The sequence below is a fragment of the Streptomyces sp. NPDC051051 genome (assembly GCF_040682975.1).
Classification (GTDB): domain Bacteria; phylum Actinomycetota; class Actinomycetes; order Streptomycetales; family Streptomycetaceae; genus Streptomyces.
The window spans coordinates 25,461-39,129 of the sequence record NZ_JBFBCB010000029.1 but is presented as its reverse complement, the minus strand read 5'-3'; the positions used below and the strand labels follow the sequence as shown (position 1 = coordinate 39,129).

At 73.2% G+C, this 13,669-nt stretch carries 12 protein-coding genes; 5 read left to right on the top strand and 7 right to left on the bottom strand.

Annotation, left to right across the window (positions count from 1 at the left end; genetic code table 11):
* Positions 1 to 488: 488 nt before the first annotated feature.
* Positions 489 to 2,129, top strand: a complete 1,641-nt coding sequence (locus tag AB0N31_RS22060) for an alkaline phosphatase D family protein (protein WP_366060095.1) — start codon at positions 489 to 491, stop codon at positions 2,127 to 2,129.
* 1 nt (position 2,130) lies between these two features.
* On the opposite strand, the gene AB0N31_RS22055 is transcribed toward AB0N31_RS22060, so the two are convergent.
* The 3 genes from AB0N31_RS22055 to AB0N31_RS22045 all read right to left on the bottom strand — a co-directional run bounded on the left by AB0N31_RS22055 (position 2,131) and on the right by AB0N31_RS22045 (position 5,715).
* Positions 2,131 to 3,108: a small ribosomal subunit Rsm22 family protein gene (locus AB0N31_RS22055; protein WP_366060094.1), complete on the bottom strand. Its 978-nt coding sequence runs from the start codon at positions 3,106 to 3,108 to the stop codon at positions 2,131 to 2,133.
* A 118-nt stretch (positions 3,109 to 3,226) separates the two neighbouring features.
* A complete protein-coding gene (locus AB0N31_RS22050; protein ID WP_366060147.1) occupies positions 3,227 to 4,354 on the bottom strand; it encodes a serine hydrolase in 1,128 nt (375 codons plus the stop codon).
* Entirely contained in the window at positions 4,351 to 5,715 is a 1,365-nt protein-coding gene (locus tag AB0N31_RS22045; RefSeq protein ID WP_366060092.1) for a multidrug effflux MFS transporter, read from the bottom strand. Before AB0N31_RS22045 ends, AB0N31_RS22050 begins: the two co-directional genes overlap by 4 nt.
* Before the next feature lie 80 nt (positions 5,716 to 5,795).
* On the opposite strand from AB0N31_RS22045, the gene AB0N31_RS22040 reads away from it, so the two are divergent.
* The 3 genes from AB0N31_RS22040 (at position 5,796) to AB0N31_RS22030 (ending at position 8,351) form a co-directional block, all read left to right on the top strand.
* Positions 5,796 to 6,791, top strand: a complete 996-nt coding sequence (locus AB0N31_RS22040; protein WP_366060091.1) for a Gfo/Idh/MocA family oxidoreductase — start codon at positions 5,796 to 5,798, stop codon at positions 6,789 to 6,791.
* A gap of 72 nt (positions 6,792 to 6,863) precedes the next feature.
* Positions 6,864 to 7,487 carry a TetR/AcrR family transcriptional regulator gene (locus AB0N31_RS22035; RefSeq protein ID WP_366060090.1) on the top strand — a complete coding sequence of 208 codons (624 nt, stop codon included), beginning with the start codon at positions 6,864 to 6,866 and terminating at the stop codon, positions 7,485 to 7,487.
* Between the two features lie 132 nt (positions 7,488 to 7,619).
* Positions 7,620 to 8,351, top strand: coding sequence for a bifunctional DNA primase/polymerase (locus tag AB0N31_RS22030; RefSeq protein WP_366060089.1), 732 nt, complete (start codon positions 7,620 to 7,622; stop codon positions 8,349 to 8,351).
* A 15-nt stretch (positions 8,352 to 8,366) separates the two neighbouring features.
* Here AB0N31_RS22030 and AB0N31_RS22025 read toward each other — a convergent pair whose 3' ends face one another.
* From AB0N31_RS22025 to efeO, 4 genes are read right to left on the bottom strand one after another with little or no spacing between them, the layout of a single operon-like run.
* The gene (locus tag AB0N31_RS22025) at positions 8,367 to 9,377 is read right to left on the bottom strand and encodes a hypothetical protein (protein WP_366060088.1); all 1,011 of its coding nucleotides are present in this window, start codon (positions 9,375 to 9,377) and stop codon (positions 8,367 to 8,369) included.
* Positions 9,325 to 10,209, bottom strand: a complete 885-nt coding sequence (efeU, locus tag AB0N31_RS22020) for an iron uptake transporter permease EfeU (RefSeq protein ID WP_366060087.1) — start codon at positions 10,207 to 10,209, stop codon at positions 9,325 to 9,327. The genes AB0N31_RS22025 and efeU overlap by 53 nt, the downstream gene beginning before the upstream one ends.
* Before the next feature lie 3 nt (positions 10,210 to 10,212).
* Entirely contained in the window at positions 10,213 to 11,466 is a 1,254-nt protein-coding gene (gene efeB / locus AB0N31_RS22015; protein WP_366060086.1) for an iron uptake transporter deferrochelatase/peroxidase subunit, read from the bottom strand.
* Between the two features lie 16 nt (positions 11,467 to 11,482).
* On the bottom strand, positions 11,483 to 12,625 hold the full coding sequence (efeO, locus tag AB0N31_RS22010; protein ID WP_366060085.1) for an iron uptake system protein EfeO: 1,143 nt from the start codon (positions 12,623 to 12,625) through the stop codon (positions 11,483 to 11,485).
* Between the two features lie 341 nt (positions 12,626 to 12,966).
* Between efeO and AB0N31_RS22005 the strand changes: the two genes are divergently transcribed.
* Positions 12,967 to 13,611 (top strand): PhzF family phenazine biosynthesis protein, encoded by a 645-nt coding sequence (locus AB0N31_RS22005; protein ID WP_366060084.1) that lies wholly within the window; start codon positions 12,967 to 12,969, stop codon positions 13,609 to 13,611.
* Positions 13,612 to 13,669 lie beyond the last annotated feature (58 nt).

Genomic DNA, 13,669 nt, shown 5'->3' with positions numbered 1-13,669 from the left:
GACCGCCGTGGTGCGGTGACCTCGTGGTGCGGTGACCCCGTGGTGTGGCAGCCGTTCCGCGGTCCGGTGCGCACCTCGCGGGTATCACGCGAGGTCCACCCCCCTCCGGTGCCGCGGAACGGCTGCCGTCCCCCCTCGGTGTGGTCGGCGGGAGTCCGGTCCCCCAACTGTGAAGCTCTTGTGGAGGAGATGCCGAGCCTACTTCTCCTACCGGCGCTTATGGTGCGGAATGCTCAAGTCCATTTGTGCAGGTTGAGGGTTCACTCGCCTCCCGGGGGCCACGGCCGTCGGCGGTCGTGCGGAGTCCGGCGTCCCGCGGTGCGCGCGGGCGGACCCTGACGGACCGTCGTGCGGCCCGTCGCGCGGCCCGCCGTCCGGAATGCCTCCCTCCGTCATCCGACTGTCGTGTACCTGCCCACCTGAGGCCGCTCCCCGGTCGTCCCCGGCCACTCCAATGCCTCCTGGACACACCGTCAGGGGAGGACCGGATGACACCCGCAGCACACCCGTCCCAGCACGCCCCCGAGTTCCGCGAGGCCGCCCGCCGGCTCGGCCGCCGCCGCTTCCTCACCGTGACCGGCGCCGCCGCCGCGCTCGCCTTCGCCGTGAACCTGCCGACCGCGGGCACCGCGGCCGCCGCCGAACTCGAACCCGCCCGGATCACCGACGACCCCTTCACCCTCGGCGTCGCCTCCGGCGATCCCCTGCCCGGCTCCGTACTCCTGTGGACGCGCCTCGCGCCCGCCCCCTACCAGCCCGACGGCGGACTGCCCGCCCGACGCGTCGCCGTCCGCTGGGAACTGGCCCACGACGAGAACTTCCGGCGCGTCGTCAGACGCGGCACCGTCACCGCCCACCCCGAGTTCCACCACACCGTCCACGTCGAGGTCCCCCACCTCGCCCCGGACCGCGTCTTCCACTACCGCTTCCGCGTCGGCGACTGGACCAGCCCGGCCGGCCGCACCCGCACCGCGCCCGTCTCCCGCGCCCGGGTGTCGGAGCTGAAACTCGCCGCCGTCTCCTGCCAGGCGTACGCCGACGGCTACTACACCCCCTACGCCCACCTCGCCCAGGACGACGTCGACGTCGTCTTCCACCTCGGGGACTACCTCTACGAGTACGCCGTCAACGCGACCGGCAACCACCGCAACTACACCGACCGCACCCTGCCCGCCCTGTTCGACCACGAGACGGTGACCCTGGAGGACTACCGCCTGCGGTACGCCCTCTACAAGTCCGACCCCGACCTCATCGCCGCGCACGCCGCCCACCCCTTCGTCGTCACCTGGGACGACCACGAGACCGAGAACAACTACGCCGGCGACACCCCCGAGAACACCGTCCCGCCGGAGGAGTTCCTGCTGCGCCGCGCCTCCGCCTACCGCGCCTACTGGGAGAACCAGCCGCTGCGCCGCCCCCAGCTCCCCGACGGACCCGACATGCGGCTGTACCGCCGCCTGCACTGGGGCGACCTCGCGCAGTTCGACGTCCTCGACACCCGCCAGTACCGCTCGGACCAGGCCTACGGCGACGGCGCCCAGCTCCCCGGCCCCGACATCGACGACCCCGCCCGCACGATGACCGGCGCGACGCAGGAACGGTGGCTGCTCGACGGCTGGCAGGCCTCCCGGGCACGCTGGAACGTGGTCCCCCAGCAGGTCACCTTCTCCCAGCGCAAGCTCGACCTGAACCCGGTCGCCAAGCTGTCCATGGACGCCTGGGACGGCTACCGCGCCTCCCGCCGCCGCGTCCTGGACGGTGCGAAGGCCGCCGGCGTCGACAACCTCATGGTCCTCACCGGCGACGTGCACGTCGGGTACGCCTTCGACATCAAGGACGACTTCGACGACCAGGCCTCCCGCACCCTCGGCACGGAGATCGTCGCCACGTCGATCACCAGCGGCCGGGACGGCGCCGACCGGCCCGCCAACTGGACCACCTACACCACCGCCAACCCGCACCTGCGGTTCTACAACGGCCGGCGCGGCTACGTGACCGTCGCCCTCGGCCGCGACCTCGCCCGCGCCGACTTCAAGACCGTCCCCTACGTCACCCGGCCGGGCGCCCCGGTCACCACCGCCGCCTCCTTCGTCACCGAGGTCGGCGACCAGGGGCTCAAGCCCGCCTGAGTCAGGAGGCCGGCGGCGGCCAGGCGTCACCCCAGTCGGCGTCCCGCGCCGCCTTGTAGAGGTCGCCGTGCCGCTTCGTCACCGTCGTCCGCGTCAGCCGCTCCTCGGCCTCGCACAGGTCGAGGAGCACCTGGCCCTTGCGGATCTGGGGCCGCCGCACCACCCGGGACGGAGCCGGGGCGACGGGGAAACGCGCGGCCGCCACATAGCCGAACTTCTCGTCCTCGTACGGCAGTGAGCCGCCCTTGACCTGCCGGTGCAGGGACGAACGGCTCACCCGCGCCGAGAAGTGGCACCAGTCCTGGCCGGGGACGATCGGGCAGGCGGCGCTGTGCGGGCAGGGGGCGGCGATCCGGAAGCCGGCCGCGATCAGCCGGTCCCGGGCCTCGATGATCCTGGCGTAGCCGTCCGGCGTGCCCGGCTCGACGATCACCACCGCCTGCGCGGCCGAGGCGGCGGCGTCCACCAGGGCGGCACGGTCGGCGGCGGGCAGCTCGTTGAGCACGTACGAGACGGTGACCAGGTCGGTCGCCTCCAGGGTCAGCGCCGAGCCGATCCGGGCCCGCTGCCAGCGCACCTGCTCCAGGGCCGGGTTCGACGCCGCGAGCTCGCGGCCGACGGCCAGGGCGGGCTCCGCCCAGTCCAGCACCGTCACCGGACGCCGGCCCGGCCAGGTCGCGCCGACCGCCCAGGTCGCCGCGCCCGTCCCGCCGCCCACGTCGACATGGCTGCCGGGCGTCCAGTCCGGCACGGCGTCCGCGAACGCCCCGAGCGCGGAGCGGACCGCCTCGAAGGTGGCCGGCATGCGGTACGCGGCGTACGCGGCGACGTCCGCGCGGTCGCGGAGGATGGGGGCGTCGGTCGGGGTCGCCCCGCGGTAGTTCGCGATGAGCCGCTCCACGGCCTGACCGGCCTGCCGGGCCGGAAGCCCGTCGAGCAGCTCACGGAGGGCGTCCGCCGGAGATACGGGGTCGTTCACCCACGAATTCTAAGCGCGGCCCACTTGTCCGGACGCCCACCCGGGGCTCCGCCCCGGACCCCGCCGGGGGACTCCGCCCCCGGACTCCCGGCTCACGCCCACCCGCCACCCGGCTCGGTCACTCGAGAACCGCGCGCTTGAGACGCGTGCCCGCCGCCGCGCGGGGCGCGCTGTCCGGCTCCCGTCGCCGCGGATGCACCGTGTTGGCCAGCAGCACGAGGAACGTGTCCGTCGCCGGGTCGAGCACCAGCGACGTCCCGGTGAACCCCGTGTGCCCCGCCGCCCCCCTCCCCGCCAGCTCCCCCATGAACCACGCCTGGTCCACCGCGAAGCCCAGGCCGGGCGGCGTCAGCAGCAGCTCCACGAAGTCGGGCCCGAGGATCCGCGCGGGCCCGTACGCGCCCCCCGCCAGCAACGCCCGGCAGAACACCGCGAGATCACGCCCGGTCGAGAACAGCCCCGCGTGACCCGCCACGCCGCCCAGCGCCCACGCGTTCTCGTCGTGCACCTCGCCCCGCAGCGGCCCCCGGTCCACCTTTCCCCACGGCCGCCGCTGGTCCTCCGTGGCGGCCGCGCCGGGGCACGGCCCGAAGCGCGTGGCCGCCATGCCCAGCGGACGGGTGATCCCGTCGTGGATCAGGACGTCGAGCGTCCGGCCGGTGAGCCGTTCGAGGAGCTGCTGCAGGAGCAGCATGTTCAGGTCCGAGTAGACGTACGCACCGGGCTCGCCCGCCGGCGCCTCCTCCCGCAGCAGCTCCAGCCGCCCGGCGTCGTCGGCGCAGTCGTACAGGGGCAGCTCGGGCCGCAGCCCCGAGGTGTGGGTGAGGAGCCTGCGCACGGTGATGTCGTGGGCGGCGGCCGCCCGGAAGTCGGGCAGGTACGCCCCCACGCGCGCGTCGATGCCCAGCGTGCCGCGCTCGATCTGCTGCACCGCGGCCACGGCCGTGAACAGCTTGGTGAGGGACGCCAGGTCGAAGGGCGTGTCGACGGTCATCGGGACGCGGGACGCGGGCGGCAGTTCCACACCGGCGTCGGCCTCCCGGTCGTAGCCGGCGTAGCGGACCGCCCAGCCCGCCGCCTCCTGCACGGCGATGACGGGCCCGCGCCCGGCGACCACGACGACACCGGCCGCCCAGGGCCGTTTCCCGGTGGTCAGTCCGTGGACCTCGCGCACGAGGCGACGCAGCTCCTCGGGGTCGAGCCCGGCTCGTTCCGGGGTGTCGACCCGCAGTCTCGGCGCGCTCAGCTGTCCTCTCCCACTTCCGGCCCCGTACGGGCGGAAAGCCCCGTGCCGGGACCTTCGTCCGGTGCCCCCGCCTCCTGCGTGTCCTGCGTGTCCTGCGTGTTGTTCCAGGGACGGCACATTCCCACGAAGCAGGCCACCGCCACCACCGCGGCCACCAGCTGGACCACGGCCATCGGGACCGCCGTCTCCTCGCCGGCGACACCGACGAGCGGGGAGGCGACCGCGCCGATCGCGAAGGAGGTGGTCCCCAGGAGCGCGGAGGCGGACCCGGCGGAGTGACGGACCCGCAGCAGCGCGAGGGTCTGCGCGTTGGGCAGGGCGACGCCCATCGCGGACATGAGCACGAACAGGGCGGCCGCCACCGGCACCAGCCCCACCGCGCCGAACACGCCCGTCGCCATCAGCAGCAGCGCGGTCGCCGCCAGCACGACGACCCCGAGACCGGCGGCCAGCACCCGCTCCAGCCGGACCCGTCCGACCAGCACCCTGCCGTTGACCTGCCCGACGACGACCAGCCCGATCGAGTTCACGCCGAACAGCAGACTGAACGTCTGCGGCGACGCGCCGTAGATCTCCTGGATCACGAACGGCGACGCCGAGATGTACGCGAACAGCGCGGCGAACGCGAAGCCGCCGGTCAGCAGATAACCGGCGAAGAGCCGGTCGGCGAGCAGCCCGCGCATCGAGCGCAGGGCCTCCCCGACACCGCCGGAGTGACGCGCGGGGGCCGGGAGCGTCTCGGGCAGCCTCGCCGCGACGACGGCGGCCAGCAGGACGCCCACGGCGGTCAGGACCACGAACACCCCCCGCCAGTCCGTCACGCGCAGGATCTGCCCGCCGATCAGCGGCGCCACCACCGGGGCGGTGCCCGAGATCAGCATCAGGGTGGAGAAGAAGCGGGCCATGGCCACGCCGTCGTACAGGTCGCGCACCATGGCCCGCGCGATCACGATCCCGGCCGCGCCCGCCAGGCCCTGCGCCAGCCGGAAGACGACCAGCAGTTCCACGGTCGGCGCCAGCGCGCACAGCGCGGTCGCCACGACGTACACGGCGAGCCCCGCGAGCAGCGGGCGGCGGCGGCCCCAGCGGTCGCTCATCGGGCCGACCACCAGCTGCCCCAGCGCCATCCCGGCCAGGCACGCGGTCAGCGTGAGCTGCACGGTCGCGGCGGGCGCGCGCAGCGCGTCGGTGACCTCCGGCAGCGAGGGCAGGTACATGTCCATGGCCAGCGGGGGAGTGGCGGTCAGCCCGCCCAGCAGCAGGGTGACCAGCAGCCCCGCCCGACGCCGCGCCCGCGGCGGCGCCCCCCGCCCGGCCCCGGCCGCCCTCGACACGTCCGGTATCGCCCCACCCTCGGGCATGTGGCCCCTCCCTCTGCGACGTCTGCGCCACCTATGCTCTCAGCTCGTACGGACTGCTGGGACGGCACGAGGGTGGGCGCATGACGACGGACACGGTGCGGTGGGGGATTCTGGCGACCGGCGGGATAGCCGCCGCGTTCACCGCGGACCTGATCGATCTGCCGGACGCAGAGGTGGTCGCGGTCGCGTCCCGCACCGAGGACTCGGCGCGGGCGTTCGCCGAGCGCTTCGGGATATCCCGGGCGTACGGCGACTGGGAGACGCTGGCCAAGGACGCGGACATCGATGTCGTCTACGTGGCCACCCCGCACTCCGCGCACCGCGCCGCCGCCGGGCTCTGCCTGGAGGCCGGCCGCAACGTGCTGTGCGAGAAGCCGTTCACGCTGAACCTGCGCGAGGCCGCCGAACTCGTCGAGCTGGCCCGCGACAACGGGCGCTTCCTGATGGAAGCCATGTGGATGTACTGCAACCCCATGGTCCGCCGCCTGAAGGACCTCGTCGACGACGGCGCGATCGGCGAGGTGCGGACCGTGCAGGCCGACTTCGGCCTGGAGGGCCCCTTCCCGCCCTCGCACCGGCTGCGCGATCCCGCGCAGGGCGGCGGCGCGCTCCTCGACCTGGGCGTCTACCCGGTCTCCTTCGCCCACCTGCTGCTGGGCGAGCCCTCGGGCGTCTCCGCGCAGGCCGTGCTCTCCGCCGAGGGCGTCGACCTCCAGACGGCGGCCGCCCTGTCCTGGGACTCGGGCGCGCTGGCCGCACTGCACTGCTCCCTGGCCGGCGGCACCGGCACCACCGCCTCGGTCACCGGCTCGCGGGGCCGCATCGACATCCCCGCGGGTTTCTTCCATCCCGACCGCTTCGTCCTGCACCGGGCCGGCCGCGACCCGGAGGAGTTCACCGCCGACCCGGCCGACGGACCCCGTACGACGATGCAGCACGAGGCACGCGAGGTGATGCGGGCGCTGCGGGCCGGGGAGACCGAGTCCCCGCTCGTCCCGCTCGACGGCACCCTCGCCGTGATGCGGACCCTGGACACCGTCCGCGAGCGGATCGGCGTGCGGTACCCGGGGGAGTAGCGGCCCCGCGGGCGGAGCCGACGGGACCGGCAGGCGAGACGGCCCGTCTCATGCTCTTGGTACGGTCGTCCCATGGTCACCCAGCCCGGAAAGCCGGCCCCCGACACCACCCGCCGCAGCGAGCGGTCCCGGCGCGCGATCTACGACGCCGCGCTCGCCCTGGTGGCGGAGGTCGGCTATCCCAGGACCACCGTCGAGGGCATCGCCGCCCGGGCCGGCGTCGGCAAGCAGACCATCTACCGCTGGTGGGACTCGAAGGCCGACGTCCTGCTGGAGGCGTTCCTCGACCTCGGCTCACAGGCCTCCCGGGAGGCGGGCGGGGAACCGTACGCCATCCCGGACACCGGCGACCTCGCCGCCGACCTGAAGGCCGTGCTGCGGGCCACCGTCGACCAGCTGACGGACCCCCGCTTCGAGGCGCCGTCCCGGGCCCTCGCCGCCGAGGGCGTGGTCGACGAGGAGGTCGGCCGCCGGTTCACCGCCCAGCTCCTGGAACCCAACCTCCAGCTGTACGCCGACCGGCTGCGCGCCGCCCAGCGGGCCGGCCAGGTCCGTCCCGAGATCGATCCGCGCATCGCCCTGGAGTTCTTCGTCTCGCCGCTGGCCCAGCGCTGGCTCCAGTACACGGGCCCGATCTCCTACGAGTACACCGACACCCTCGTCGACTACGCGCTGTACGGCCTCGCGCCCCGCTGACCCCGTCCGTCCCCATGGGCGACATCGGTACCGCTCGTCCCACCTGCCCCTTTTGGGGGTCGGGACCCCCGATGCGCCGGAAGGTGGGACCATAGGGCATGCTGTCCGCACCACAGCGAGGCGAGGGGATAGATGAGCGCGGAGTTCGGCGGCCGGACCGGCAGGCAGGGCAGGATCTCCCAGTGGCTGAGGGGACGCCGCTCCAAGGAGGCCGCCGGCGACGGCGGCCGTGAGGGCCTGCTGCTCGCCGCCGCCGGGGCGGGACTGCCGCTCGCGCCCGCCGCCCACCCCGTCTCCGGCTACCGCTGCTCCTGCGACCGCGTCGGCTGCCCGACGCCCGGCCGGCACCCCCTCTCCTTCGCCTGGCACACGCAGTCCACCACCGACCGCGCCCAGATCGAGCGCTGGGCCCGGCACCAGCCCGAGGCCAACTTCGTCACCGCGACCGGCACGACCCACGACGTCCTCGACGTCCCTCTGGAAGCCGGCCGCGAGGCCCTGGAGCGGCTGCTCGGCGCAGGCGTCGAGGTCGGCCCGGTCGCCGAGAGCGACGACGGCCGCATGCTGTTCTTCACCCTCACCCGCGGCACCCCCGAGGACGAGGACGAGTGGTGGCCCTGCGAGCTGGACTGCCACCCCGAGACGATGGACGAGCACCCCGGCCTGCGCTGGCACTGCCGGGGCTCCTACGTCCTGGTCCCCCCGTCCCGCCTCCCCGGCGACGACGGCCAGTCCGTGCACTGGCTCCGCGGCCCCGAACACCCGCTGCCCGACCCGCTGACCCTGCTGGAGCCCCTGACGGACGCCTGCGCCAAGTTCGCGGGCGAGGACCAGGCGACGGCGAACTGGCCCACCCGCCACTGAGCCGGGCTGGCGCCGCTACTCCCCCTTGGCCGCCGTGAGCCCTTCGACCCGGCTCACCAACGACACCTTCCCCCCGCCGGAGGCGCCCGGCACCACGGCCATCTCGTTGGCCACGAACTCCATCGTCAGCGCCTGCTTGATCTCCCCGGTGGTCAGCGCCCGGACGTCCTTGTTGGGCGCCGGCACCGCCGCCCCCACCGCCGCGGTCTGCTTCACGAAGTGGTGCGTGGAGAAGAACACCACCGCCCCGCCGTCCGCCGTGCGCAGCGCCAGCGGCGCGAAGTCGCCGGTCGTCAGCGGCTCGTCGATGTACTGCGTGGCCAGGCCCGGCTTGCTGGAGTTCTTCGCCCGCGTGGAGCGCAGCCCGCTGGTGTACGGACCGTCCGCGAACGTGTCCCCGCCGTCCTTGAGGTACGTCGCGTAGTCACCGCTCAGTCCGGCGGGCGAGCGCGTCAGCCCGGCGCTGTCCACCGGCACGGCCTCGGCCCAGCCGTCCTTGTCCTTGGGGAACTCCGGCAGTGCGCCCGGCGCCACCAGCGTGAGGTACGCCGCCTGCCACGGCTCGGACCGGCCGCCGCGGGTGAAGACCAGCACCCAGCGCGCGTCCCCGCCCTTGTTGGCCCGGGCGTCGGCGACGAACCAGCGGGGCCAGCCGGGCTTCTCGGGGATGGTGTAGTGGACGTCGGTCAGCGTCAGCGGTTTGTGCTGCGGGTTGCCGTCCGGGTGATTGACGCGCCCCGCCTTCAGCCGTGCCGCGTCGATCGCGCCGAGCGCCCCGGTGGTGTACGCGGCGTCGAGGGAGGGGTCGTACGCCGCGTCGGCCTTGTTGTAGGCGGTCGTGAACTGCTCGACCGCCTTGGCGGCTTCCGCCTTCGTGGCCGCGGGGAGCACCGTGCGCTCCCCGTGCACCACGACACATCCGCTCGCCGTCAGTGTCACGACGGTGAGCGAGACGGCGATCAGTGCGTCCCGGTCACGCCCGCGGCGCCGTGGACGGCCGGTCGTCAGGCTGCGTTCCCTGCTCATCAGGTGCGTTCACCCTCCCCTTCCCGGAGGCGAACCCTACCGGGGCGAGGAAGAACGCGAGGGCCGGGACCAGGTACAGCAGCCACACCGTGACTTGCAGGACCGTCGGGTCGGGCTGGAAGTTGAACACGCCCTTCAGCAGCGTGCCGTACCAGCTGTCCGGCGGGATCGTGTCGCTGATGTCGAAGGCCTTGTCCGTCAGGCCCGGCACCCAGTCGGCCTCCTGGAGGTCGTGGACGCCGTACGCCAGCACACCGGCCGCGACGACGACCAGCATGCCACCCGTCCAGGTGAAGAACTTCGCCAGGTTGATGCGCAGCGCGCCGCGGTAGAACAGCCAGCCCAACAGGACCGCCGTGGCCAGGCCGAGCGCCACGCCGATCAGCGGGCGCGGGGTGCCGTCACCGGCGGCGTGCACGGACGCCCACACGAACAGGGCCGTCTCCAGGCCCTCGCGGCCCACCGCGAGGAACGCGGTGGCGACCAGCGCGCCGGTGCCCATGGCGAGGGCCGCGTCCAGCTTGCCGTGCAGCTCCGACTTCAGGTGCCGCGCGGTGCGCCGCATCCAGAACACCATCCACGTCACCAGGACGACGGCGAGGATCGACAGCGAGCCGCCCAGCGCCTCCTGCGCCTCGAACGTCAGCTCCTGGGAGCCGAATTCGAGGGCGGAGCCGAAGCCCAGCGCGAGCAGCACCGCGACGGCGATGCCCGTCCAGACCGGCTTCAGGGCGTCGCGCCGCCCGGTCTTCACCAGGTAGGCGATGAGGATGCAGACGACGAGACTGGCCTCCAGGCCCTCGCGCAGTCCGATCAGGTAGTTGGAGAACACGGGCTAGGCCTCCTCGGCGAACAGGGTGCGGCCCCACCAGTCGTCCGCGTCCCGGACGCCGGGCGGGATCGCGAAGACGGCCGAACCCACGTGCTGGATGTACTCGTTGAGCGCGTCCGTCGCGAGGTTGCGCTGGACGGGGATGAACCCCTTGCGCACGTCGCGCTGGTAGGCGAGGAAGAACAGGCCCGCGTCCAGCCGGCCCAGGCCGTCGGTGCCGTCGGTGAAGGAGTAGCCGCGGCGCAGCAGCGTCGCCCCGTGGTTGGAGTCGGGGTGGGCGAGCCGCACGTGCGCGTCGGGCTTCATGGCCTTCAGGAACGGTTCGTCGCGCTCCTTGGCCTTGCCGACCGGGGCGCCCTCGCCCTTGTCGCGGCCGAAGACGTCCTCCTGCTCCTGGAGCGAGGTGCGGTCCCAGGTCTCGATGTGCATGCGGATGCGGCGGGCGACGAGGTAGGAGCCGCCCGCCATCCAGGCGGGACCGTCCTTCTCGCCGACCCAGACGAACTTCTCCAGGCGGTCCTGCTCGGTGCCCGCGATGTTGCGGGTGCCGTCCTTGAAGCCCATCAGGTTGCGCGGGGTCTGCGCGTCGGGCGTCGTGGAGGAGGTCTTGCCGAAGCCGAGCTGCGACCAGCGGATGACGGCCTTGCCCATGCCGATGCGGGCCAGGTTGCGGATCGCGTGCACCGCGACCTGCGGGTCGTCCGCGCAGGCCTGCACGCACAGGTCGCCGCCGCTGCGGTTCGCGTCCAGGTTGTCCCCCGCGAACTTCGGCAGGTCCACCAGCGCCTCGGGCCGCTGCCCGGCGAGCCCGAACTTTCCGAACAGGGACGGCCCGAAGCCGATCGTCAGCGTCAGCCGGGACGGCTTGAGGCCCAGCGCCTCGCCGGTGTCGTCCGGCGGCGCCTCGGCGAGCCCGCCGTACGCGCCCTCCCCGACCGGCTTGCCCTCGGTCATCTGCCGGGCGGCCCGCGTCCAGTCCTTCAGCAGCTGGACGAACGCGGCCCGGTCGGTGGTCTTCACGTCGAACGCGGCGAAGTGCAGCCGGTCCTGCACGGGCGTGGCGATGCCCGCCTGGTGGGTGCCGTGGAAGGCGATCGCGGCACCCGCCGCGGCGCCGGCCGGGTCCACGTCGTTCCCGGCGCGGGTCATCGCGGCCGCGCCGCCGGCCGCGGCGGCGCCGAGCGCGAGGCCTGCTCCGCCCCAGCCGATCAGGGCCCGCCGGGTGGGCGCGGTCGAGGTGTGGTCCGTGTCCGTCATGTCGGTGAGCCTCCGGCTACTTGGCCACTGCGGCGGCGAGCTTGGAGAGCGGCTCCGCGAGTGCGTTCACCGCGTCCGACAGCTCCTTGCGGTCGGCGGCGCCGACCTTGTCGTACGAGGTGAACGCGTAGGAGGACGCGTTCGGGCGGTACTTGTCGAGCAGCGTGTTCAGGGTCGTGAACTGCTTGTCCAGTTCGGTGACCAGCGCCGCGTCGTTCTCCTTGGCGACCGGCTCGAGCAGCTCGAACGCCTTCTCGGCGCCCTCGACGTTGGCCTTGAAGTCGACCAGGTCGGTGTGCGAGTAGCGCTCCTCCTCACCGGTGACCTTGCCGGTGGCGACCTCGTCGAGGAGTTCCTTGGCGCCGTTGGCCATGGAGGTCGGGGTGATCTCGGCCTTGCCGACCCGCTTCTGCCAGTCGGTCAGATCGGTGACGAGCCGGCCGGCGAGGGCCTTCTCCTCGGCGGTGATCTTCTTGTCCTGCCAGAGGGCCTTCTCCAGGCGGTGCCAGCCGGTGAACTTCTGCCCGTCCTCCAGGCCGTCCTCGCGGACGTCGACCTTCGGGTCGATGTCGCCGAAGGACTCCGCGACCGGCTCCGTGCGTTCCCAGCCGATGCGGGAGAGCGCGTACGCCTTCTTCGCCGCCTCCAGGTCACCGGCCTTCACCGCCTTCACGAAGGCCTGGACCTTGGGCAGCGTCTCGTCGGCCTGCTGCTGCGTGTAGGCCCGGTAGGCGGCGACGGCCTTGTCCAGGCGCGGGTCGCGCTCGGCGGTCGTGCCGCCGCCGGTGACCTTGAGGTCCTGGCGGATGCCGTCGCCCTTCATGCCCGGCTTGCAGGCGATCAGGTAGTCGCCGGCCTTCACCTCAGCGGTGACCCGCTGCTTGGTGCCGGGGCCGATGTTCTCGCGCTCGGCCACCACCCGGTCGTCCGGGAACAGCAGGTAGACCTCGGTGACCTTGGAGCCCTTGTTCTCGATGGCGAGTTCGACGTGTCCGGCGGCGATCTCCTCGGTGGAGGTCTTGCACGTGTCGTCGGTCGCGGTCACGCCGATCACCCGGTCGCCGGCGGCGGCGTCGCTCTTCTCGGTGCAGCCCGTGACGGCGGTCAGGGCCGCGACGGCAGCGGCGGCTGTGGCGACGGAGAGTCTGGCGGCGCGCATGAGGGCTCCCAGCGTGGCTGAAAAATTACGTGACAGGGTCACAGGTTTCAGTGAGGCTTACCTAACTTATCGAAGGCTTACCTGCGTCATGCCCGTCCGGACCGTGATTCAGCTCTCATGGACGCTGTAAGAGCACGGTCCGATCACGGTGGCTCAAAAGATGCCCCAAGAATCGGTCAAATCCGTCCACAGGGAAGCCGAAGCGTGCCCGAAGGTCGCTGCTCGCGCGGCCGCGGACCTTCGTTCCCGCCCCCCCCGGGTTCCCGTCCGCCGCCCCGGGTTCCCGTCCACCACCCGGCCGGGGCCGACGCCGCGGGCGGAGGCAGTGCTTCAATTCCCCGGTGACTGATTACGACGTGCTCCGCGTGTTCTGCGCACCGAACGGCGGATACGGCAACGAACTGGGCGTCATCCGCGAGGGATCGGTGCTGCCCGACCGGGAGGACCGGCAGGCCCTCGCGGCGAAGCTCGGCTTCAGCGAGACCGTGTTCGTGGACGACCCCGAGCGCGGCGTCGTCGACATCTACACACCGACCCTGCGGCTGCCGTTCGCCGGACACCCCTGCGTGGGCACGGCCTGGCTGCTCGACGTGCCCGAACTCGTCACCCCCGCCGGAGTGGTGGGCGCCCGCCTGGACGGGGAGTTCAGCTGGATCGAGGCGCGGGCCGAATGGGTCCCGCCGCGCACGCTCCGGCAGTACCCCGCCGCCGCGGAGGTCGACGACCTGCCCGTGCCGCCGCCCGGCGAGTGGATCTACGCCTGGGCCTGGGAGGACGAGCCCGCGGGACGCGTGCGGGCCCGCGCCTTCCCCGGCCGCGACGACGGCATCGACGAGGACGAGGCCACCGGCGCGGCGGCCCTGCTCCTCACCGACCTCCTCGGCCGGGCCCTGAACATCACGCAGGGGGCGGGATCGCAGATCCTGACCGCGCCGCAGCCGCACGGCTGGGTGGAGATCGGCGGCCGGGTCCTCCTGGAGCGCTGAACCGGCGGACGTCCCCGGGCGCCCGCGCCCTCCGTACGGGTGGTCCCGCGTGTGGCGC

Bases quoted from the DNA above. Each gene is read 5' to 3' on its own strand.
- AB0N31_RS22060 (WP_366060095.1), top strand. From the start codon at position 489: ATGACACCCGCAGCACACCCGTCCCAGCACGCCCCCGAGTTCCGCGAG.
- AB0N31_RS22045 (WP_366060092.1), bottom strand. From the start codon at position 5,715: ATGCCCGAGGGTGGGGCGATACCGGACGTGTCGAGGGCGGCCGGGGCC.
- AB0N31_RS22040 (WP_366060091.1), top strand. From the start codon at position 5,796: ATGACGACGGACACGGTGCGGTGGGGGATTCTGGCGACCGGCGGGATA.
- AB0N31_RS22035 (WP_366060090.1), top strand. From the start codon at position 6,864: ATGGTCACCCAGCCCGGAAAGCCGGCCCCCGACACCACCCGCCGCAGC.
- AB0N31_RS22030 (WP_366060089.1), top strand. From the start codon at position 7,620: ATGAGCGCGGAGTTCGGCGGCCGGACCGGCAGGCAGGGCAGGATCTCC.
- AB0N31_RS22025 (WP_366060088.1), bottom strand. From the start codon at position 9,377: ATGAGCAGGGAACGCAGCCTGACGACCGGCCGTCCACGGCGCCGCGGG.
- efeB (WP_366060086.1), bottom strand. From the start codon at position 11,466: ATGACGGACACGGACCACACCTCGACCGCGCCCACCCGGCGGGCCCTG.
- efeO (WP_366060085.1), bottom strand. From the start codon at position 12,625: ATGCGCGCCGCCAGACTCTCCGTCGCCACAGCCGCCGCTGCCGTCGCG.